The following is a 21453-nucleotide window of genomic DNA, read 5'->3' on the forward strand; positions in this document are numbered from 1 at the left end:
GTGTCTATGTACTTAACTTTTTTGACAATAATATTTTCAGTATCAATTACTATATTTTTATCTTTAATGTTCAACAAATCTTTTATATAATTATTAATAGACATAGAATCACTCCTTGGTATTTGGTAGCAACTATATTTTATAGGAATGTGATTTCTATGTCTATTTTTTATACATTTCCATACAAAAATAGTGCTGATGATTTCTCACCAACACTATTTATTATAGAACCTTAAATTTAAGGGACTAAATCACTAATTAAAATCCCTTAAGCGTCCTGATATTATTTTAAACTTCAATTTTTCCATAATTTCCATCTTTTCTCTTGTAAATTACAGAAACTCCGTCAGTATCTGCATCTAAAAATACATAGAAATTATGATTTAAAAGTTCCATTTGAAGAATTGCCTCTTCTTCGTTCATTGGACTAAGTTCGAAATTTTTTCTCTTAACAATTTTATTTTCTGGTTCTTCTACTTTCTCTTTTTCAACAATTTCGTCGAACCTAATAGTTTCGTTGTTTTGGTATCTTCTCTTTAATTTAGTCTTATGTTTTCTAATTTGCCTAGCAAGTGCATCCACAGCGTTGTCCATTGAAGAGTACATATCGTCTGTAGTTTCTTCTGCTCTAATAATTGTCTTTGGTAAAAATATTGTAACTTCCACAGTTTGTTCTTCTCTTATTGTTGAGAATACAACCCTTGCTTCAACTTCTTTTGAAAAATATTTATCCAATTTGGAGAATTTTTTCTCTGCCACATTCTTCAAAGATTCTGTAAGTTCAATGTTCTTTCCAACAAAGTTCAATAACATAAAGGTCACTCTCCTTTTCTTATTATAATTTTACCCATTTTTTACAATTTATATCAAAGCTTTCATAACTTCTCAAAATGTACTTTTAAGCCTATTATTGGTATAATTATTCTGTATATTAAATATATAATTTAAAGGAGATGATTAAATGGCAATAAAAAATAAAATAGATTATAAATATAAAATTGGGATGCGTGCAATTAAAACAGCAATTGCTGTTGTCATTGGTCTTTACATCTCCCAACTTTTAAATTTGAACTCTCCAATATTTGTATCCATCGCTACAATTTCTTCCATTAAGCCATCTATGTCAGAATCCTTAGCAGACACGAAAAAAAGACTCTTTACTTGCATAGTTGGTGTAATAATTGGTTATCTCAGTTCAATTATATCTGTGCCATATCTAGCAGAACCACTTATTGGTGGCATTGGAATTTTAATAATAATTTATATACTTTCAATTGTGAAGATGCGTGAAATGACACAATTATCTTGTATAGTATTTGTGGCAAGTTTTTGCTCTAATTCAGATAAAGCTTTTTATGCATTAAATAGAATTATAGGTACAATTATAGGTGTCGTTGTAGGCGTGCTAGTAAATTATTTTATATCTTCTCCAAATATCTGGGAAGCTTTTATCGATGCTTCAAAAAAATGCTATAATTCTGCGAATAAAGCTCTAAGAGAAATTATTTACGACAAAAAAACTGACTTGTCCTCTTTTAATGCAGACTTTGCTAGTGTAAACACGCTATATAAGCTTTTGGAGGAAGAAGTTAAGACTCCTTTTCACCATGGTCACTCAATATCAAAGGAATCTCAAATAGTTTTTCTCCTTGACAATATATCCCTTCGACTTCAAGTTATAAATAATATGGATGCAAATTATTTAAAAGAAAATCTTTCAAAAGAAATAGAGAAGCGATACGATCTAAATGAACCTACTTCAAAAGATTTAACAGAAGTAGATAGTGTATACAATTATCACATTGAATATATTTTAAGATATATGGACCAGCTAAAAGGATTAGTTGAAGTTGCAAAAGAATAGGTGAAAAAATGAATTTAAAAACAAGGAAAATCTATGAAATAGCTAAAAAACTCTTCACAGAAAAGACTTTAGCTTTTAAAGAATTTTATAATAAAAAAGATTTTGCTCCCATATTAGAAAACCCCTATATAAATATGAGAACAAGTGACGAAATCATGGCATTTCTTCTCTTTGACTTTAAAGAATATGAAGAAAGTGCCAATGCTACAATAAAAAATATGCTAAAGGAACTTAATTGTGAAGTAAAGGACTTAGAGTCCTTTATAAAAATTTTAAGAGAATCCTATGTTTCTCTATTTAGGATAGAAAAAAAAGGCGATTACTTTCTGTTTTTCGATGTCCTCCTTGATGAATATATTGAAGTGGAAAATTACACAAGTATTGAATTTGCAGAAGTTGACTTTGGTCTATGTAGAATTTTTGGAAATGACAAGAGAAAAGTAATTCTTCATGTTACTCAATTAATGGTTGAAGAGGTATTCATCACTTTTTCCAACAATCTTTCTAATTTGTTTTATCACATTGAAGAAAATTACGGTCCAGTAACAATAAACAAGGACTTTTTAAAGAGAGAATTTTTAAATATAATTTCTGTCTTTGAAGTTACTTTTGAGTCAATGTATAATGAGATTTTAGATTCAATTAACGCAGAAAATGACAATGAAATAAATTATTTTGAATATTTGCTAGATAAGTTTTACGAAGAGGATTTTTTAGTTTTGCAAAATAAGGATCTCTTTAAGAAGATTTTTTCAAACGCCGATACTGAGTTTATTATTGAATTTTCTATAAATTTGTTTTCTAAAATCTACTCCAACTGTCTATTTGAAGAAAATAAAACTTTTAAGGACTATGACCTAGACTATAAAAAGATATTTGAGTACCTATCTGAATCTGGTGAGTTTTTAAATCGCAAGGAACTAGCTTGTTCTTTAGACTTTTTAATTATCTTTTATGGAAAACTTCTTACAATGGGTCGCAACGTGAAAAATATCTTGAAAGACTTAAATGAAATTAAAGAAAACATTTTTTATTATTTAGATCTTTTAAAAAATAGCGAGAGTGGTTTTTATTTTGATGACGATATTTTACCCATACTTTTAAATAATAAAAAATTTGTATTTGGGAATAAGTTTCTGGAAAATTTTGATAGCTTTCTTACTTTTTTAGACATGAATTATGTGAATAAATTAAAATCTGGCGACTTGTCTCCTGCTATGCTAAAAAAATTTACAGAATCAATTAATTTAGTTCCAACAAAGGTTGTTAAAACTTTTAAAAATACACATTTTCCACTTATCGAATTGTACTTTACCTTTATGGTAAAAAAATATTTGACTTTTATTACACGAGAAGATGCACCAGAAGAACTTTATCTAACAGATTATGCCGACAATTACCAGACCTTTGACGATGCTACAAAGCTTTCCATTTGGACAGAATCTCTCACTAATAAAAAGTTCTTAAAATCTTCCTTTGGCAAAAATTATGATAAATACACGAGTTTTGTAATTGATTTTTTAAAAAAGTTAAATGAAAAAAATTGTATTAAGGATGAAAAATTTGACGAAGAAGAATCTTCTCTATTAAGCATTTTAGAGGACTTAGGGCTTATAGAGTCCAAAAAAGATTTCTCCGAAATAAAAATTACAAATCTTGGAAAAGACATTTTCAATTATTATAATACAGAAGAAGTAAATTACAATAATATTATAAAAGTCGACTTCAATTGAAAATAAAATATTGTCCTAAAATAGACTCTAGAAAAAAGTATGAAAAATTATTAAAAAAGATAAAAAAAGGATAAACAATACTACATTTTTAAAAACATTAAAAGCTCTGAAATATACTATTTGCAATGTATTTTGGAGCTTTTTTAATTTCAAAGTGTCAAACTTGAGAATATAATAAACCTGTTTTACAAAAAGCCGAAATTTTTATGCATTACGTTTTCATTTATTTATAATGTGGTATAATTAAAAAATAAAGGAGGATTATTATGGAAAAGAAAAAATTTAACTCGATGGATATCATATTATTCATTATTTATGCACTTTTTGGTATTTTTATGTTTTTTGTGCCAGTGAAAATAGGGGATGCAAATACAATACCTATTGACCACATTACCAATCTTGTGAAAAAGATTCCAAATTATAATTTTGTATTTGGTATATTTATGGTGCTTGCAGGAATTGCTTATGCAATTAAGACAAAATCATGGCAAAAAAGTAAACTTCACTCAGTTTTCTTTGTTCTAAAACTCGTGAGTTTAATATTTGTGTTTATGTATGTAACAAACAAGGGACCTGCAAGAATTTTTGACGGTGATATGCTTCCTCTTATTTGGAATGGAATCATGGTATCAGTAACTACAATCGTGCCAATAGGTTCGGTTTTTTTAGCCTTTTTAACAGGATTTGGACTTATGGAATTCATTGGTGTATTCATGGAACCTGTTATGCGACCAGTTTTTAAAACTCCTGGTAGATCAGCAGTCGATGCCGTTGCATCTTTCGTAGGCTCTTATTCTCTTGCACTTTTAATAACTAATAGAGTTTATTTGGAAGATACTTACACAAAAAAAGAAGCTGCAATTATAGCAACTGGATTCTCAACAGTATCTGCGACATTTATGATTATCGTAGCAAAAACTTTGGATATAATGGATTATTGGCTAGCTTATTTCTGGATTACATTATTCGTAACATTTTTAGTAACAGCAATAACTGCTAGAATTTTCCCTTTAAATAAAAAACCTCAAGAATATTATTCAGGTAAAAAATATGTTCCTGAAGAAAAGAAAAAAATTACTTTTTCTGACGCAGTGGACGCTGGAATGACAGCTTTTAAAAATTCTGGATCATTGCTTTCTGTAATAAAAGAAAACTTTATCGATGGATTTAAAATGGCACTTAACATTGCACCTTCACTACTTGGCGTAGGTATGATTGGACTTTTACTTGCAGAATACACTCCAATTTTCCACATAATTGGATATATATTCTATCCTTTCACACTAATAACTAAAGTGGAAGAACCACTTATGGTGGCTCAAGCACTTGGTATGAGTATTGCAGAAATGCTTCTACCGGCACCAATAGTAGCAAATGCAGGACTTGGACTAATAGCAAAAATGCTTGTAGCAATAGTATCAGTATCAGAAATACTTTTCTTCTCAGCATCAATCCCTGTAATGATGGGAACGGAAATACCTTTAAAATTCTCAGATTACATTATAATTTGGGTTGAAAGAATAATTTTAAGTATTGTTATCTCAATGCCAATACTTTATCTATTTTTCTAGATAATTAAATATAATATTAATAGCTAGGCTTTTTTGTTGTCATTTTTATTTTTTTATTTAAAATGCAGTTTAATTTTTTGAATCCTAACTATATTTTATAAAAATACCCTCTCTACTAGTTTGTCCAGTAGAGAGGGTACATATTATTACCAACAATTTTTATTAATCAGCGCTATATGGAATAAGTGCAATTTGTCTTGCTCTTTTAATAGCAACTGTCATTTCTCTTTGATGTTTTGCTGTTAAACCAGTGATTCTTCTTGGAAGAATTTTGCCACGGTCAGAAATATAATTTCTTAGCATTTCAACATCTTTATAATCGATTTTTTTAGTTTTATCTTTTTCAAAAGGATCTACTTTTTTCCTTCTGCCAAATCTTCTTTGCATTTTTACCCTCCTTAAAATGGTATTTGGTCATTGTCAACAGGGAAAAATCCATCTTCATCGTCACTGTCATTGTTTGAAAAATCATTTCCATAAGCAGAATTTACTGGTTGTTGATTGCTAAATCCGCCTTGACTTTGATTGAACCCGCCTTGGTTTTGATTGAATCCACCTTGGCTTTGGTTAAATCCACCTTGGTTTGAGCTAATAAAAGTTAAATTATTTACAATTACATCAGTTGTGTAAATAGTTCTTCCATCTTTTTCGTAGCTTCCTGTTTGAATTCTACCTTCAATTCCAATTTGACTGCCCTTTTTATGGTAATTTGCAATAAGTTCTGCTGTTGCTCCAAAAGCTGTGCAAGAAATAAAATCAGCTGTTGGTTGATTATTTGCTTGAGCTTCTTGTCTCTTTTGCTTAGACATTCTTCTATCTACAGCAATTGTGAAACGGCACATTGCAGTTCCTGTTTGCGCATAACGAAGTTCTGGATCTCTTGCTAGTCTTCCTATTAAGTTAACACAATTCATAAAAACTCCTTAGTCTTCAACTTTAATAATCATTTGTCTCATAACTGGGTCCATAATCTTTGCGACTCTGTTGATTTCAGCAATATCTTCTGGTTTTGTTTCGAATTCAAGGAAAATATAATAAGCTTCTTTTTTGTATTCAATTTCGTAAGCTAATTTTCTCATGCCCCACTCATCAACATTATTAATTTTACCATCTTTTTCGATTACTTTTTTAAGTCTGTCGAAAGAAGCATTTCTCTTTTCTTCTTCCACTTCAGGATAAAACATAATCACCGCTTCGTATTTATTCATACTTTCACCTCCTCATGGTCTTCGGCATAGTTAAAAAAACTATGCAAGGATTTCAATCTTTGATATTATATATTAAAGAAGAAACTTAGTCAAGATTTTTTAAAAATTGAGGTAATTATGCAAGTCAAAAAAATCAAAGTTAACAAAAAGAAAAATATTGCACTTGTTGCACACGACCACAAGAAAAAAGAACTCTTAAATTGGGTGAAAAAACACGAAAAAAAACTTTCACATCACAATTTTATTGGAACTGGAACTACTGCTGCACTAATTTCTCGTGAGACTTCTCTCGATGTTAAGAGACTTGTTTCTGGTCCTCTTGGTGGCGACCAGCAGCTTGGTGCAAAAATTTCTGATTCAAAAATTGATATTTTAATTTTTTTCTGGGATCCCCTTGAGGCACAACCTCATGACCCCGATGTAAAGGCCTTACTTAGGATTTCTACTCTATATAATATTGCCCTTGCCACATCTCCTACTACGGCTGATTATATTTTATCTTCGCCAATGTTTAACGAGGAGTACGATGTTGAAATTTTGGATAATGAATATTCTGTGGAAGATAGGATTTCAAAAAATGATTTTGATTGACATTAAAGTTAAGTGGTAAAATTAATTTATAAGAACTTTTAATTGCAAGATAATGACAATAAATAATAGTAAGGAAAAAGAACCTAAAGGGCAGAAGGAGCATTTTCTATTCTTTTTTATAGCTAGAGTTTTGCATAATCTTTGGAATTATATTGGCATGATATTGTATGAATATAAAAAATAGGAGGATTTATGGATTACAAAAGATTTGGCGACAAAATAATCGCAAGAATTGACAGAACTGAGGAAGTTCAAGAAAAATTAAAGGAACTCGCTTTAAGGGAAAATATTAAGCTTGCAAGCATCTATGGTATTGGCGCAACAGATGACTTTACTATTGGACTTTATAGCGTTTCAAAAAAAGATTACAAAGAAAAAAATTTCAAGGGAGAATTTGAAATTTTATCAATAATAGGAAGTATCTCGACATTAGATGGCGAATACTACCCACACCTTCACATCTCTGCTTCTGATGAAGAGGGAAATGTCTTTGGTGGTCATTTAAAGAGTTCAAAGATAAGTGTAACTTGTGAGCTGACAATAAATATAATTGACGGCATAGTTGAAAGACAAAAAGACGAATACACAGGTATAAATATTTATAAGTTTGATTGATTAAATTTTAAAAATAAAGGGCGAGTATTTATTGATCTCGCCCTACTTTTATTAATTTTAGTTTTCTCCATTTAAAAAGTCAATTGCATATTGTGCATAAGTTGCTGCACCCTTTGCAAGTACAGATTCATCTACATTAAATCTTTCGTTGTGATGTGGGTAGTCTGCACCAATTTTTGAATTTCTACATCCTACAAAGCCAAAACATCCTGGTTTCTTTTCAAGGTAAAAGGAAAAATCTTCGCCACCAGTTGTCTTTTGCATTGAGGCAACTGCGTCTTTTCCTGCTACTTTTTCAACAGCTTTTTCTGCAATTTTAGAAGATTTTTCTTCATTAATAGTTGGTCCTAGAATATATTTGTATTCAAGTTCATAAGTTGCACCATAGGCATCACATACTCCCTTTATTACTCTTCTCATATCGCTTTCTATTCTTTCACCAATTTCTCTTGAGAAATATCTATTTGTGCCTTCCATCTCGGCTTCTCCTGCAATAATATTAAATCTATTTCCACTGTGAAAAGATCCAACTGTAACAGTTACTGAGTCAAGTGGAGAATAATTCCTTGAAACTAATTGTTGTAGTGCTTGGACTACTGCTGAACCAACTACTACTGCATCTACTGTTTCATTAGGCAATGATCCGTGGCCAGATTTTCCCTTGATTTTTATCTTGAACATGTCTGCTGCTGCCATTCTATCGCCAGCTTCTACAGAAATTTTTCCTGCTTCAACTCCAGACCAAATATGCGAACCATAGATATTATCTGTTTCTTCAAACCAATTACCTTGTCTTATCATATACTTTGCGCCAAGTCCAACTTCTTCTGCTGGTTGAAAAATTAAATAAACTTTTCCGCAAAGATCCTCTTGTACTTCTTTTAGCATCTTTGCTGCACCTAGTAACATTGCCATATGAGTGTCATGCCCGCAAGCATGCATCTTGCCAACATTTTGTGATTTGTATTCTACGTCATTTTTTTCTGTAACATTTAGTGCGTCAATATCTGCTCTAAGTGCAACAGTCTTTCCTGGTTTTCCACCCTTAATTACACCTATTACTCCTGTCTTTGGTTCTTCAGTTGGTATTTCATAAGGTATTCCCATCTTTTCTAGTTCCTCTGCAATTTTCTTTGTGGTTTCAAATTCTTCAAAAGAAAGTTCAGGGTGCATATGAAAATATCTTCTCATTTCAACTATATAGTCTTTATTTTTTTCGATTAAATTTTTTACGTTCATTTTTTCTCCCTTCATACTAAAAAATTAGCAATTACATTGCAGGCGTTAGCATTGGTGCTAAAATTCCTGCTAATACTACTGAACCTATTGAAACTGTTACAAAACCTGCAACTAGCATCTTAGGCAAAATTTGTGATAGTATTATTTCTTTTTCCTCTTCAGACTTTGCTACACCACTTGCAACTTCTTGTGAAACTACATAAGTTCCTGGAAATCCAAAAAGTGCTGATGTTCCTATTGCAAATGCCATCCATGCTCCGATTTTCAAAACCTTTCCAACTATTATAGACATAATACCTATACCTACAGTTCCCAATGCAAGGCAAATTACAATTGGAAGTAAAATTTCAAGTATATCTTTTGGACTTGCACCTGCAAGGCCTCCATATATTACTGCCATAAGTGCTGCCATTAAAAATCCAAAGGAGTTTCCTTTATTAAGTGGTTCTCTCTCCAAAAATCCAATTTCAGCAAAAACTATACCTAGAATAAGTGCTAAAACATTTTTATCTATTCTAATTAAAACATTTAGAATAAATACCCCCGTATCAATTCGCTTCAATAAACTTGAAACAAAGGTAGCAATAAATGCTATTAAAATTGCCTTTGCCAAAAAATAATTTGGAGAAGTATATTTTTCTGGTAGTTGGAAAATTGTCTTTAATTCTCTTTGTTCTACTACTTCATCTTCTTGAAAAGCGTAACCTTCTGCCTTCAATTTTAAAATTCTATTTGCCTCTCGTCTAAGACAAAATGATGCTAAAGGATAGCCAACAAAACCCTGCAATACAACTAATAATGTTGCCATTAGCTTTAAATCATTTCTTCCTATAGCTGCTGCAGCTTCTGCCATTTGCAATCCAGCAATGATTCCGCCAGAAATAGGTGGTGCTGCTACTATTGCAGTTTCTTTCCCTACAATTGGGCTACCTAAAAGTAATAATAAAATAACTATACCTACAATTCCACCTGCCGCAATAAGAACAGTTTTCCATTGCGCAATTAGTTGACCCAAATTTAACATTGAACCCATGTGAACTAAAAGTGTTGTAATCATTACTGCTCCAATGTCATATAAAAGAGAATCCTTGAAAAGTGTTTCAGGTATGCCTAACCAGAAACCAACTAAAAATATTACAGAACAGACAAATAACGACGGAACAATACTTTTTGTGGCAGTTGCTACTACATCGCCAATTGCATAAACTATAAAAATAAATAATAATGCTTGAAGTGTATCCATATTTTCCTCCTTTTTATCGCTTTTAATCAGTAAAGCAAATTGTTTTAAGAATCATTATATTCTTTTATAAAATTTTTGTCAATAATTATCTTTTCATCATTGTAAAATTCCGCCAAAATAAAAGAATACTTTGATTTTTAATTTCGCCTTGAAACTATTACCTTAAAATAATTTTAAATTTCTACAAAACTATTATCTGTGATAAAATACTTTTAGAATTGGAGGTTATTATGGAAAAGATTTTAAATAGATTTTTAAATTATATTTCTTTCGAAACTACTAGCGATGAAAATTCTAAAACTTGTCCTTCAACAAAAGGTCAAGTAGAATTTGGAAATTTTTTAGTGGAAGAATTAAAAAGCCTTGGCATTGACTCAATAATTGATGAAAACGGCTATGTATATGGCAATATCGTCGGCAACACAAAGACTAAAAATACTGTTGGTTTTATTGCGCACATGGACACTTCTCCAGATATGTCTGGCAAAAATGTTAGGACAAATATAATAAAAAACTACACGGGTTGCGACATAAAATTAAATGACGAGTTCACGACAACTGTCTCTGATTTTCCTTTTTTAAAAGATTTAAAGGGCGAAACTATTATTACAACTGATGGAAACACCCTCCTTGGTGCAGACGACAAAGCTGGCATTGCCATAATTATTTCTGCTATTGAAGAACTTTTAAAGGACAAAGACGCCAAGTATGGTGACATAAAAATAGCCTTCACACCCGATGAAGAAATTGGAAGAGGCGCAGATAAATTTGACGTGAAAAAATTTGGTGCTGATTTTGCCTTTACTGTGGACGGCGGACCAATTGGCGAACTTGAGTATGAAACTTTTAATGCAGCTTCTTGCAAAATTGAAATCCAAGGGAAAAATGTGCATCCAGGATCTGCAAAGGACGTAATGATAAATTCTCAACTAATTGCCATGGAATTTAATTCCATGCTCCCTGTTAACGAAAGACCTGAATACACTGAAGGCTACGAAGGCTTTTCCCTTTTAACTAATATGGAGGGAAGCGTCGAGTTTACAAAAATGAATTACATCATAAGAGATCACTCAAGAGAAAAATTTGAAAAAAGGAAAAATTTATTTGAAGATATAGCAAAGTTTTTAAATAAAAAGTATGATGACAAGATTAAAGTTGATATTAAAGACCAATATTACAATATGAAAGAAAAAATTGAAGAGCACATGGAGATAATTGACCTTGCAAAGGCTGCCTTTGATAGTGCAGGTGTAGTCCCAAAAATTGGACCAGTTAGAGGTGGAACTGATGGTTCTAAATTATCCTTTATGGGCCTTCCTACTCCAAATATTTTCACTGGTGGCTATAATTATCATGGAAGATACGAGCTTGTTAGCCTTGATCAAATGAAAAAATCTAAGGAAGTTGTTAAAAATATTGTAAAATTATTAGCTCAATAAAATTCTAATAATCACTACATTAAATTAAATCTATTTTAACCCTCTTACTGAGAATATCTCCTTGTAAATTGTAGCTTTTAAATTGAAAAACTTCCTTTGTAGTCAAGTTGTTTTTGTAAATCAAGCTTGCAATTTTATAAGCTTTCGATTTAGAAATATTAATTTTTAAATGAGATATTCTTCAATAATGGTTTTTCTGAGATAAATCAACTTTGTGAAATTTTTATTGCAAAAATTTACAAAAAAAGAACCCTAAGGTCCTTTTTATAAATTATTTTCTTTTTTAGAATTATATGAGGAATCTTCTTCTCTTACAGCTTCTTCCTTTAACTTTTCTCTAAGTTCTCTATTTCTAATTTTTTGTTCAGCTGCTGCTCTTTCTTCTTCTGTCATATTTTGTAAATCTTCTTCTGTAAAGTTATCCTCTGCGCCTTCACTTTCTGCTGCATTTTTTCTCAATCTTTCAAGTTCTGATGCCTCATACCTTGCACTTTCTTTGTCAACAAAATATAGAGGAGAGCCCTTTTTCGTCCTTCCGCTAACAGTTTTCATTCCTATATTTTCTTTATCAAGAGTTACGCCATAGTATGCTAGATAGGAGAGCTGTCCATAATTCATGTCTGTTTCAATATGCTTATTGGCAATAGATACGAGTTTTGGAAGTTTTAGAAGCATTTTTGGAGACTTCATCTTTTCAAAAATCTTCATTATGAAATCTTGTTGCGCCTTAATTCTATCGAGGTCTTGATCCTTGTAAATTTTTCTTATTCTAAGATATTTTACCGCATCATCGCCCTTTAATAGGTGAAGTCCCTCTTTAAAATCAATTTCAAGGGGTGGTATAGTTGATGGATCTGTGTACTTGTATTCAGGAGTGTAAACTTCAACTCCACCTATTGCGTCAACTAGTTCCTTTACTGCTTCATAATTTACCGTTACATAATGGTCTAACTTTACATTAAGAAAATCTTCAACACTTGATACTTGTAGGTCAATCCCTCCACGAGAATAAGCTGCATTCATCCTATAATTGTCGTAGCCCTTTAACTTATAATATGTATCTCTTGGTATTGACAATAACCTAACTTTATCGTATTTTGGATCAATTGATAAGAGCATAATCGTATCAGCTCTCTTAGAATCTTTATCCTTTTCATAGGTAACTTCACTAGAATCTATTCCAATTAATAAAATATTTACAATATCCTCATTTTCATTAAAGACAGTGATTTTTTCTGGTTCAGCAATTTCTTCTTTATTTATAATTTTATTGTTATTTAATTTTTTCCCCCTTGGCATAAACATAAATGTAAGTCCCAACGCCCCAAGGAGAAGTATAACTGTAAGGAATACAAATATTCTGTAAATATATTTCATATTGACCTCCTTAATTAAGTCTATATAAAATCTTATAATTTTTCAATACTTTTTAATTATCTGATATTTTAAATTTATTTTTGGGTAGATAATAATTATGAAGATATTATTAGATGCAGACGGATCCCCTGTCCGTGAAATAACAGAAAAGCTATCAAAAAAATATTGTGCGAAGCTCTTGTTGGTAAAAAATTATACACAGGAATTTAGCACAACCTACGGAGATGTCATTAGCGTTGATATATCAAAGGAAGCTGCTGACATCTACATTGCAAATCACGCAAATAAGGGCGACCTAGTGATTACAAATGACAGGGGACTGTCTTCTCTTGCTCTTTCAAAGGGTGCAAATGTAATAGACTTTCAAGGTAATTTTATAGACGATGATAATATTATGGAATTGTTAGAAAGCCGTCATTTTAACCGGAAGATGCGCAATAGAGAAATTTATTTTAATATTGCAAAAAGAAAAAAATGCGATGACCAAGATTTTTACCAATCATTAAATAAGTTTTTGGAGGATATAAATATGCTTACATTATTCATTTCAAGTCTCTGCCCCGATTGTCCACCTGCAATCGCAGAAATTAAAGAAAAAAATTTAGACTGCGAAATTGTAGATATCACAGCATCAATGGCAAACTTGAAGAGGTTTTTAAAGGAGAGAGATTTCTCCGAAGCATTTGATGAAATTGTAAAAGAAGGTAAAGTTGGCGTTCCTGTACTTATGCGTGATGAAGATTTTTACTTCTTTGATGGAAACTTAGATGAATTTTTAAGGAGATAATATGGAATTTAGAGATTTTAAAGAATTAGCAAAAATAAGACAATCTTGTAGAGATTACGATCCAGATAGAGAGGTTGAAATAGAGAAATTGCAAACTTGCCTTGACACAATGAAGCTTGCACCTTCAGCTTGCAATGCTCAACCTTATTACTATTACATTGTTCATGGCGAAAATGCAAAAAATATTTCAAAATTTCTTCAGCTTGGCAAGATGAATTCTTTCACAAAAGATGTAAATGCCTTTGCCATTGTTACAGAAGAAAACTACAATTTGACTGCAAAAATTAGCTCCCAAGTAAAGAATCAAGATTTTAAATCAGTTGATATTGGAATATCTACGGCTTATTTTACTGCAGAGGCAACAACACTTGGGCTCTCAACTTGCGTAATAGGTTGGTTTGACGAGGAAAAAATTCAAAAATTCTTAAATACTAAAAGTAGAATTCGACTTGTAATAGCAATTGGATACGCAAAAAATGAAGAGATCCGCGAGAAAAAAAGAAAGACCTCTGATGCATTATATAAAATAATTCCAGAAGATCTTTAGGTTTAATAATCTATTAAGGTGATTTTGTAAAGTAGAAAATTCTATTTTACAAAATCACCTTTTTTATTTATTAAGTTCCTTTTCCATAAATTCTACAAGTTCAGAAAATTTTTCTTCTTCTAAGTTTGTGAAGCGACCTACCTTTGGCGAGTCCAAATCTAAAACTGCAATTACCTCGCAATTTATTTTTATTGGCAAGACAAGTTCTGAATTTGATGCACTGTCGCATGCCACATGTCCTTTAAATTCGTGGACATTTTCTATTCGCATAATTTTTTGATTTTTCCAAGCTGCGACGCAAACTCCTTGGTCTTTTAGTCTAGTGCAAGCTGGCAAACCTTGAAAAGGTCCAAGGACAAGTTCATCCCCTCGCACGAGATAAAAACCTGCCCAATTCAAATCCTCTACTACATTAAAAATTACAGAGGAAAGATTTGCCATCATGGCGATTGCATCTTTTTCTGTTTTTATCGTGGCTTTTCCAAAGTCCACCATGTACTCCAGTCTTTCCTCGTTATTTAAATTTTTTATTCCCTTAATTTCTAAAGTCATTCTATCACTAGCTATCTTTTATAAACAATTTTACCACCGACAATGGTCATTAAAGGCTTAATTTCCTTAATTTCCATTGGGTCAATAGTGAATATATCTCTGTCTAAAACTACAAAATCTGCCAAGAAATCTTTTTTTATTCTTCCCTTTATGTCTTCTTCAAATTCTACATAAGCAGATTCAACTGTGTAAGCGTCAATTGCTTCATATACGTCTACACATTCCTTTGGATAAAATCCACCTTCAGGCTTTCCTAATTTGTCCTTCCTAGTTACTGCCATGTAAATATTTGGGAAAGGATTTAAATTTTCTACTGGTGCATCAGTTCCATAGGCAACATGAGCACCAAGGTCTTTTAAAGATTTAAAGGCATAGGACGTACTTGCGAGGTCCCTTCCACATCTATCTTCAACTATTTTCATGTCATAATCTAAAAAAATCGGTTGTGCCATTACGCAAATATCGTCTTTTGCAATTCTTTCTACAAGTTCTCTATCTGTTATTTGGCAATGGACTAAAGTATGGCGAAGGTTGTTTTTGCCATTTTTAAAAGATTCTTCATAACATTTTACTGTATCTTCGATTGCCTTATCGCCAATTGTGTGAGTGATGACTTGGAGATTATTTTCACTTGCAAGGTTCACATATTTTCTCATCTCTTCATCCTTTATCCAAGGAAGTCCGTAATTTTCTTTGTCATCATTGTAGCCTTTGCGCATTAAAGCTGTCCTTGCGCCAAGTGAGCCGTCCTTAAATAATTTAAGGGGTCCAAGTTTTAGATAATTGTCCTTGTAATCTTCTGACTTAAATTCTCCAACAGTTAAGTATTTTTCAAATTCAGAAAAATCATTGAAACAAACTTGATGTCTATATCTAATTTTTTTATTTTCTTTATAAATGTCCTTTAAAAGTGCAAAGGCAACGGGTCCATTCATGAAAGTTGTGCCCACATCATTTGATTGAACAGATGTAAGTCCACAAGATATTGCATAATCCATAGTCTCGATTAGCATCTCTCGCCTTTCTTCTAATGTAAAATCGGGTATTACATCCTTTGCAAAGTTGCAAGCATTGGCTGTGTAAACTCCACTTGGATAGCCGTCTTCTCCTATTAAAAATTCTCCATCAGGGTATTGTGGACTGTCCTTAGTTAGTCCAAGGATTTCAATTACCTTTGTATTAGATGAAACTATATGACCACAAACTCTTTCTAGTACAATTGGAATTTCTGTTGAAATTTTATCTAAATCAAATCTATTTGGAATTCTCTTATCTTCAACAAATAAATCTTGATTCCATCCAATTGCATGGATCCCCTTTTCACATCTCTTGGGATTTTTTTTCATAAAGATTTTGCATCTTTCTATCATTTCTTCAATGGACTTTACAGCTTCTATATCAACTTGGTTTCTGCTTTCTCCAAATTGCATAAAGTGTAAATGTGAATCATTTAGTCCTGGTATTACAGTTTTTCCATTGCAGTCAATTTTTTCTATCGCAGAATCAGAATATTTTTCTAAAAGGTCTTCGCTTTTCCCAACTTCTTTTATAAATTCATCTTCAGTATAAATTGCTTCTTGAAATTCATCTCTATTGACATAAACTTTTCCATTGTAAAATAATTTTTTCATCTTATACTCCTTTTTCCTTTTTTAATTTTGCGTCAAAAATCATATAAGTGATTGCACCAAGAGCTGGCACTACAAGTCCAGTTAATCCTGTAATTGGATCTTCTATTGCACCTTGAACTACAAGCCCTGCAAAAATTAGAGCTGTTATTATTACGGAAACTGGATAAAACCAAACTTTATAAGGTCTTTCTATATTTGGATATTTTTTTCTAAGTATTGGAACACTTAAAATTGTGAGCACTGAGAAAATCATTCCTGTGATTACTACCATATTAGTAAGTTGGTCTAAGTTTGATGCCATTACAAGTATACAAGAAAAAATACATTGTACAATAATCGGTGCCGTTGGAACTTTATACTTTGGATGAAGCTTTGCAAATGATTTAAAGAAGTGACCTTCCACTGCCATTGCATAGTACATCCTTGGTTGTGCGAGGATAAGTCCATTTAATGTCCCAAACATTGCTAGTATCATTCCTGCACTTACTATAATTACGCCAGCATGACCAAATACTCTTTTTGCAACTTCTGTCCCTAGATAGAGATCGCCGCCATTTATCATGGATACAATTTCATCATGAGGTATTACTTTCATAATTGCAAAGTTAAATAATGTATATAAAACTGTTATGCCGCCAATCCCTATTATTAGTGCAAGGGGCAAATTTTTGTGTGGTTCTTTTATTTCTTCTGCAACTGTATTTAAATTTGTCCATCCTTCATATGCCCACAAAGTTGCAACAACAGCTATGGCAATGATGCCAAAGATATTTGTGTCACTTGTCTTTGAATATTCTATGGCACTTCCAAGGCTTAAATCAGGACTTACCCTTCCAACAAAAAGTGCAGATACCATTACAATTCCTATGGGAACAAGTTTTGCAACCATGGATAAATTTTGAAGAATTGACGATGCCTTTACTCCAAATAAATTGTATATTGTAAGTGCAATAATTAAAAATATTGCTGCAATTTTTATTCCAAAGTCAGAAATTTCAAAAAAGCTTTTAAATACACTCATAAGGGCAATAGAAACTGCGGCAACTGAACCTGGTCCTCCCACTATCCAATCAGTAAATCCAGATATAAATCCAGCTATTGGATGATAGGCTTCATTTAAGTAAACAATTCTTCCACCTGCTTTTGGCATTGCTGTTCCAAGCTCTGCATAACAAAGCCCTCCAAAAAGTGTAATAAGTCCTCCAATTATCCAGCAAATAAGAGCTAGACCTGAATTCATATTTGTCCTTTGAAGTACATAGGATCCAAGATAAAAAATACCAGAACCTATCATAATGCCGCCAATAATACTTACGCCACCAAAGACGCCAATTTCTCTTTTAAACTCGGTGTTTTCGGTAGTTAATTTTTCAATATTCTTTGAATTACTATTCATAGGATACCTTCCTTTTTTATATATTAATTTTTAAAGCTGTGAACTGGAGCAGGTATAAATCCTCCACGACTTGCAAATCTTTCACTGCTTCCTCGATGAACAGGAATTATTGGTGCAGAACCTAGAAGTCCACCAAAGGTAGCTTCTTCTCCAACGCCCTTTCCAATTACTGGGATAATTCTAACTGCAGTAGTCTTTTGATTTATAATTCCAATCATTGCTTCATCTGCTATTATTGCAGCTAATGTTGATGCTTTTGTATCCCCTGGAATTGCAATCATGTCTAAACCTACAGAACATACACAAGTCATGGCTTCAAGTTTATCAAGCCCAATGTAACCCTTCCTTGCAGCTTCAATCATTCCTTCATCCTCACTTACTGGAATAAAAGCTCCACTAAGTCCTCCAACGTGATCTGATGCCATAATTCCGCCCTTTTTCACCGCATCATTTAACATTGCAAGTGCCGCAGTAGTTCCATGTCCTCCTGCAAACTCTACGCCGATTTCTTCTAAAATTCGTGCAACGGAATCGCCAATAGCTGGCGTTGGTGCAAGAGATAAGTCAATTGTTCCAAAGGGAACTCCCACTTTATTTGCAACTTCTGTGCCTATAAGTTCGCCCAATCTCGTTATTTTAAATGCCGTTTTCTTAATAGTTTCAGAAACTACATCAAAACTTTTACCTCTAACTTTTTCTAGTGCGTATTTAACTACACCCGGTCCAGATACTCCAACGTGAAGAACTACATCTCCCATTCCAACGCCGTGGAAAGCTCCTGCCATAAAGGGATTGTCTTCAACTGCATTTGCAAATACAACTAATTTTGCGCAACCAATAGAATCTGCATCCTTAGTATTTATCGCAGTTTCGAGAATTATATCTCCCATAAGCTTAACTGCGTCCATATTTAGACCTTTTTTTGTAGTTCCAACATTTATTGAAGAGCAAACTTTTTCTGTTTCGGAAAGTGCACGAGGAATGGAATTTATTAAAATTTCATCAGCTGGAGTCATTTCTCCATGAACTAATGCAGAAAATCCACCGATAAAGTCTACTCCAATTTCCTTTGCAGCCTTATCTAAAGTCTTTGCAAATTCTGTGTAGTCTTTTTCATCAGTTGCACCTGCAATAAGGGCAATAGGCGTTACAGAAACTCTTTTGTTTACAATTTCAACACCATATTTTTTGCCAATTTCATTTGCGTATTTAACTAAATGTTTTCCGTAATTTATTATTTTGTTATAAATTTTTTTGCGTGCAACATCGCCATCTTTATCTATGCAGTCTAAAAGTGATATGCCAAGAGTTACTGCCCTAATATCTAGGTTTTCTTGGTCAAGCATCCTAACTGTCTCCAAAATTCTTTTTTTATCCATAGGGCACTCCTTAAATTTGGTGCATCTTGTCGAAGATACCTTGATGTTGAACTCTAATAGAAAGATTTAGTTCTTCGCCAAGTTTTTCGTAAGCATCAACAACTTCTTGGAATTCAACATTCATCTTAGTTAAATCAACTATTACAATCATTGTGAAGTAACCGTCTAAAATTGTTTGAGTGATGTCTACAATATTTAGGTCAAACTCCACCATCTTCCTTACTACTTCATATACAATACCAATTTTGTCACTGCCGATGACAGTTATAACAGCTTTCATAGCATCCCCCTTGATTAAAATTACAACTATTATATCATACATTTAAAGCATTAATAGTACCTTTATAATTGTGTTTTGTTTTAATTTATTATACTATAATATAAAAGGAGGAAAGTATGAAAATCTTTAAAATTTTATTAATTTCTTTGATTGCAATTTTGTTATTTGCAGCTTGTGGAAAAAATAGAAATTCTAATCAAGAAAAAAATATTGTTGAAAAGAAAATAGTTGAGGCAAAAAATAAAATAGAGGATAAAGAAAAAAATGTGGCAAAGAAACCAGAAATAAATTTTTATATTGCTAGAGAAAATCTTGGAGAGTCCAAGGAAAAATTTCCTCTTTCACAAATTATTGGCGAAATAAATTTAGATCAATATGAAAAACTTTTTAATAATGCAAGCTTTACTGACAAAAAAGTAGAAAGCAGCAAAAACAATGTAGGCGATGTAATAATTTCATCAAATGATAGAAAAATTAAATTTGCAAAAAAAGCTAAAAATAATATTTTTGAAAATGAAGAAATCGGAAAAAGTGACTCAAAAATAATCGAGTCTAAAGTTTCTCTAAGAGATAAGGCTTTTTCATATTTACTTTCAAATAAATTGCGAGAAATTGATAATCCAAAATTTCCAGATGAACTTGGGGCTTATAGTACTTATTTTGTAAAGGATTTTTTTGAAGATGGAAAATTAATTTTACTTTCTAATGTATATAATCAAAATTATTTCTTTAAAGATGGAATTTTTGAAAAAGAATCTGGTTATCGAAGGCCTATGGAATTTCAATATGTTTTAAATAAAGATAATAATTTTTCCTTTGACAGGGAAATTTATCCACAAGATGGATCTATGTATGCCCCTTCTGTTAAAAAAATGGCTCGTGACGATAAAAAAACTTTTGATTATTTAATGCAAGGGGCCAATAAAGAGGAATATGATGAGTTAATGGATGATTTGTTTTATTTAGCTCAAAAAAGGGGGCTAGATAATTTTTCCCACAAACTAAAAGATATTCCTGGATATGAAAATGATGTAGTCTACATTGAAAAGGGGCCAAGACTACTTGAAGGCAATATAGAAATCGCAAAGAAAAAGGACTACGAAGAAGCGAAAAAAACAGTAGGCAAAGATAGCTGGCCTCACTGTGAAGGTATACTTTACAACAAAAGGACGGGTATCGCAGTGAAAACTTTTATAGATTATTTTGAGTAATAAAAAAGCTCTTGATTAGAATTCTAAACAAGGGCTTCTTTTGCCTTTTATTTGCAGGTTTCAATGAATTTTTCAAAAATTTTATTCATACCTTTATCATCATACATCATTTCAGGATGCCATTGTACTGCTAAGGCAAACTTTTTGTCATCAAGATATACCGCTTCCACAAGTCCTTCTTCTGAAAGTGCCGCTTTTTTTAAATCTTTGCCAAGTTCGTTTATACCTTGATGGTGGTAGGAATTTGTCCAAATTTCGTCCCTTTCAAAAATTTCATAAAGTGGAGAGTCCTTTATAATCTTTATTGAATGAGATGGTTCATTTCTAAGTGAATTGCTCATCGAATGTGCAGGAAAACCTGCTGACGGCAAGTCTTGATAAATAGTTCCTCCTAAAGTGATATTTAAAATTTGAAGACCTCTACATATTCCAAGAAAGGGTATGTCCTTTTCAAGTGCATATTGTGTCATAAAAATTTCTTCATGATCTCTAAGGTTGTCAAATTTTCCAGCTTTTCCACTGTTCCTTTCGTTATAAATCCTTGGGTTTACATCGTGACCACCAGATAAAAGCAATCCGTCAATTTTGTCTAGTACAATTCTCATATCTTCCAAACTCTTTATATTTGGTATTAATATTGGCACGCCGCCATTTCTCTCGATAGCTCTAATATAATCGGCTGCAATAAGTTGCCAATCTTGACCTTCCACCCCAATTTGTCCAACATCATTTTGGGAAATATCTCTAAGTGAGTTCACAGAAATTCCTATAATTGGTTTCATAATCTTCC

Annotated in this window: 22 protein-coding genes; 9 read left to right on the forward strand and 13 right to left on the reverse strand. The window is 32.1% G+C overall.

The window, feature by feature from the left end:
- Nucleotides 1–288 precede the first annotated feature (288 nt).
- Nucleotides 289–813, reverse strand: coding sequence for a ribosome hibernation-promoting factor, HPF/YfiA family (gene hpf, locus HKO22_RS07750; protein WP_169969788.1), 525 nt, complete (start codon nt 811–813; stop codon nt 289–291).
- Between the two features lie 148 nt (nt 814–961).
- On the opposite strand from hpf, the gene HKO22_RS07755 reads away from it, so the two are divergent.
- The 3 genes from HKO22_RS07755 to HKO22_RS07765 all read left to right on the forward strand — a co-directional run bounded on the left by HKO22_RS07755 (nt 962) and on the right by HKO22_RS07765 (nt 5168).
- Nucleotides 962–1864, forward strand: coding sequence for an FUSC family protein (locus HKO22_RS07755; protein ID WP_169969790.1), 903 nt, complete (start codon nt 962–964; stop codon nt 1862–1864).
- 8 nt (nt 1865–1872) lie between these two features.
- Nucleotides 1873–3597 (forward strand): hypothetical protein, encoded by a 1725-nt coding sequence (locus HKO22_RS07760; RefSeq protein ID WP_169969792.1) that lies wholly within the window; start codon nt 1873–1875, stop codon nt 3595–3597.
- Between the two features lie 266 nt (nt 3598–3863).
- Complete coding sequence (locus HKO22_RS07765) at nt 3864–5168, forward strand: YjiH family protein (protein WP_075659795.1); 1305 nt, start codon at nt 3864–3866, stop codon at nt 5166–5168.
- Nucleotides 5169–5330: 162 nt separating this feature from the next.
- Here HKO22_RS07765 and rpsR read toward each other — a convergent pair whose 3' ends face one another.
- The 3 genes from rpsR to rpsF are packed head-to-tail and all read right to left on the reverse strand — an operon-like array spanning nt 5331 to nt 6376.
- Complete coding sequence (rpsR, locus tag HKO22_RS07770) at nt 5331–5555, reverse strand: 30S ribosomal protein S18 (RefSeq protein ID WP_075659794.1); 225 nt, start codon at nt 5553–5555, stop codon at nt 5331–5333.
- A gap of 11 nt (nt 5556–5566) precedes the next feature.
- A complete protein-coding gene (locus HKO22_RS07775; RefSeq protein ID WP_075659793.1) occupies nt 5567–6082 on the reverse strand; it encodes a single-stranded DNA-binding protein in 516 nt (171 codons plus the stop codon).
- Nucleotides 6083–6091: 9 nt separating this feature from the next.
- A complete protein-coding gene (gene rpsF, locus HKO22_RS07780; protein WP_075659792.1) occupies nt 6092–6376 on the reverse strand; it encodes a 30S ribosomal protein S6 in 285 nt (94 codons plus the stop codon).
- Between the two features lie 117 nt (nt 6377–6493).
- Between rpsF and HKO22_RS07785 the strand changes: the two genes are divergently transcribed.
- Complete coding sequence (locus tag HKO22_RS07785) at nt 6494–6967, forward strand: methylglyoxal synthase (protein ID WP_075659791.1); 474 nt, start codon at nt 6494–6496, stop codon at nt 6965–6967.
- Between the two features lie 192 nt (nt 6968–7159).
- Complete coding sequence (locus tag HKO22_RS07790; RefSeq protein ID WP_075659790.1) at nt 7160–7582, forward strand: PPC domain-containing DNA-binding protein; 423 nt, start codon at nt 7160–7162, stop codon at nt 7580–7582.
- Nucleotides 7583–7639: 57 nt separating this feature from the next.
- Here HKO22_RS07790 and HKO22_RS07795 read toward each other — a convergent pair whose 3' ends face one another.
- Together HKO22_RS07795 and HKO22_RS07800 are read right to left on the reverse strand one after the other, a co-directional pair.
- Nucleotides 7640–8821, reverse strand: coding sequence for an amidohydrolase (locus HKO22_RS07795; RefSeq protein WP_075659789.1), 1182 nt, complete (start codon nt 8819–8821; stop codon nt 7640–7642).
- 31 nt (nt 8822–8852) lie between these two features.
- Nucleotides 8853–10064 (reverse strand): hypothetical protein, encoded by a 1212-nt coding sequence (locus tag HKO22_RS07800; RefSeq protein WP_169969794.1) that lies wholly within the window; start codon nt 10062–10064, stop codon nt 8853–8855.
- A 230-nt stretch (nt 10065–10294) separates the two neighbouring features.
- Between HKO22_RS07800 and pepT the strand changes: the two genes are divergently transcribed.
- Nucleotides 10295–11503: a peptidase T gene (pepT, locus tag HKO22_RS07805; RefSeq protein ID WP_169969796.1), complete on the forward strand. Its 1209-nt coding sequence runs from the start codon at nt 10295–10297 to the stop codon at nt 11501–11503.
- Nucleotides 11504–11767: 264 nt separating this feature from the next.
- Here pepT and HKO22_RS07810 read toward each other — a convergent pair whose 3' ends face one another.
- A complete protein-coding gene (locus tag HKO22_RS07810; RefSeq protein ID WP_075659786.1) occupies nt 11768–12880 on the reverse strand; it encodes an LCP family protein in 1113 nt (370 codons plus the stop codon).
- Between the two features lie 97 nt (nt 12881–12977).
- On the opposite strand from HKO22_RS07810, the gene HKO22_RS07815 reads away from it, so the two are divergent.
- On the forward strand, nt 12978–13667 hold the full coding sequence (locus HKO22_RS07815) for a DUF188 domain-containing protein (protein ID WP_075659785.1): 690 nt from the start codon (nt 12978–12980) through the stop codon (nt 13665–13667).
- Between the two features lies 1 nt (nt 13668).
- Nucleotides 13669–14214: a nitroreductase family protein gene (locus tag HKO22_RS07820; protein WP_075659784.1), complete on the forward strand. Its 546-nt coding sequence runs from the start codon at nt 13669–13671 to the stop codon at nt 14212–14214.
- 63 nt (nt 14215–14277) lie between these two features.
- Here the strand turns inward: HKO22_RS07820 and HKO22_RS07825 are convergent, their stop codons facing one another.
- Genes HKO22_RS07825 through HKO22_RS07845 form a run of 5 tightly spaced genes read right to left on the reverse strand, consistent with a single transcriptional unit; the run spans nt 14278 to nt 19452 of the window.
- Nucleotides 14278–14766, reverse strand: a complete 489-nt coding sequence (locus HKO22_RS07825; RefSeq protein ID WP_211660227.1) for a GAF domain-containing protein — start codon at nt 14764–14766, stop codon at nt 14278–14280.
- 11 nt (nt 14767–14777) lie between these two features.
- Entirely contained in the window at nt 14778–16397 is a 1620-nt protein-coding gene (locus tag HKO22_RS07830; protein ID WP_169969798.1) for an amidohydrolase, read from the reverse strand.
- A gap of 1 nt (nt 16398) precedes the next feature.
- A complete protein-coding gene (locus tag HKO22_RS07835) occupies nt 16399–17793 on the reverse strand; it encodes an APC family permease (RefSeq protein ID WP_075659781.1) in 1395 nt (464 codons plus the stop codon).
- Between the two features lie 23 nt (nt 17794–17816).
- Nucleotides 17817–19172: a PFL family protein gene (locus tag HKO22_RS07840; RefSeq protein WP_075659780.1), complete on the reverse strand. Its 1356-nt coding sequence runs from the start codon at nt 19170–19172 to the stop codon at nt 17817–17819.
- Nucleotides 19173–19182: 10 nt separating this feature from the next.
- Nucleotides 19183–19452: an ACT domain-containing protein gene (locus tag HKO22_RS07845; RefSeq protein WP_169969800.1), complete on the reverse strand. Its 270-nt coding sequence runs from the start codon at nt 19450–19452 to the stop codon at nt 19183–19185.
- 116 nt (nt 19453–19568) lie between these two features.
- Between HKO22_RS07845 and HKO22_RS07850 the strand changes: the two genes are divergently transcribed.
- Nucleotides 19569–20663, forward strand: a complete 1095-nt coding sequence (locus HKO22_RS07850) for a hypothetical protein (RefSeq protein WP_169969802.1) — start codon at nt 19569–19571, stop codon at nt 20661–20663.
- A 47-nt stretch (nt 20664–20710) separates the two neighbouring features.
- On the opposite strand, the gene HKO22_RS07855 is transcribed toward HKO22_RS07850, so the two are convergent.
- Nucleotides 20711–21445 carry a gamma-glutamyl-gamma-aminobutyrate hydrolase family protein gene (locus HKO22_RS07855; protein WP_075659777.1) on the reverse strand — a complete coding sequence of 245 codons (735 nt, stop codon included), beginning with the start codon at nt 21443–21445 and terminating at the stop codon, nt 20711–20713.
- Nucleotides 21446–21453: the final 8 nt, after the last annotated feature.

The sequence above is a fragment of the Peptoniphilus faecalis genome, assembly GCF_012976305.1.
GTDB classification, from domain to species: Bacteria; Bacillota; Clostridia; order Tissierellales; family Peptoniphilaceae; genus Peptoniphilus_A; species Peptoniphilus_A faecalis.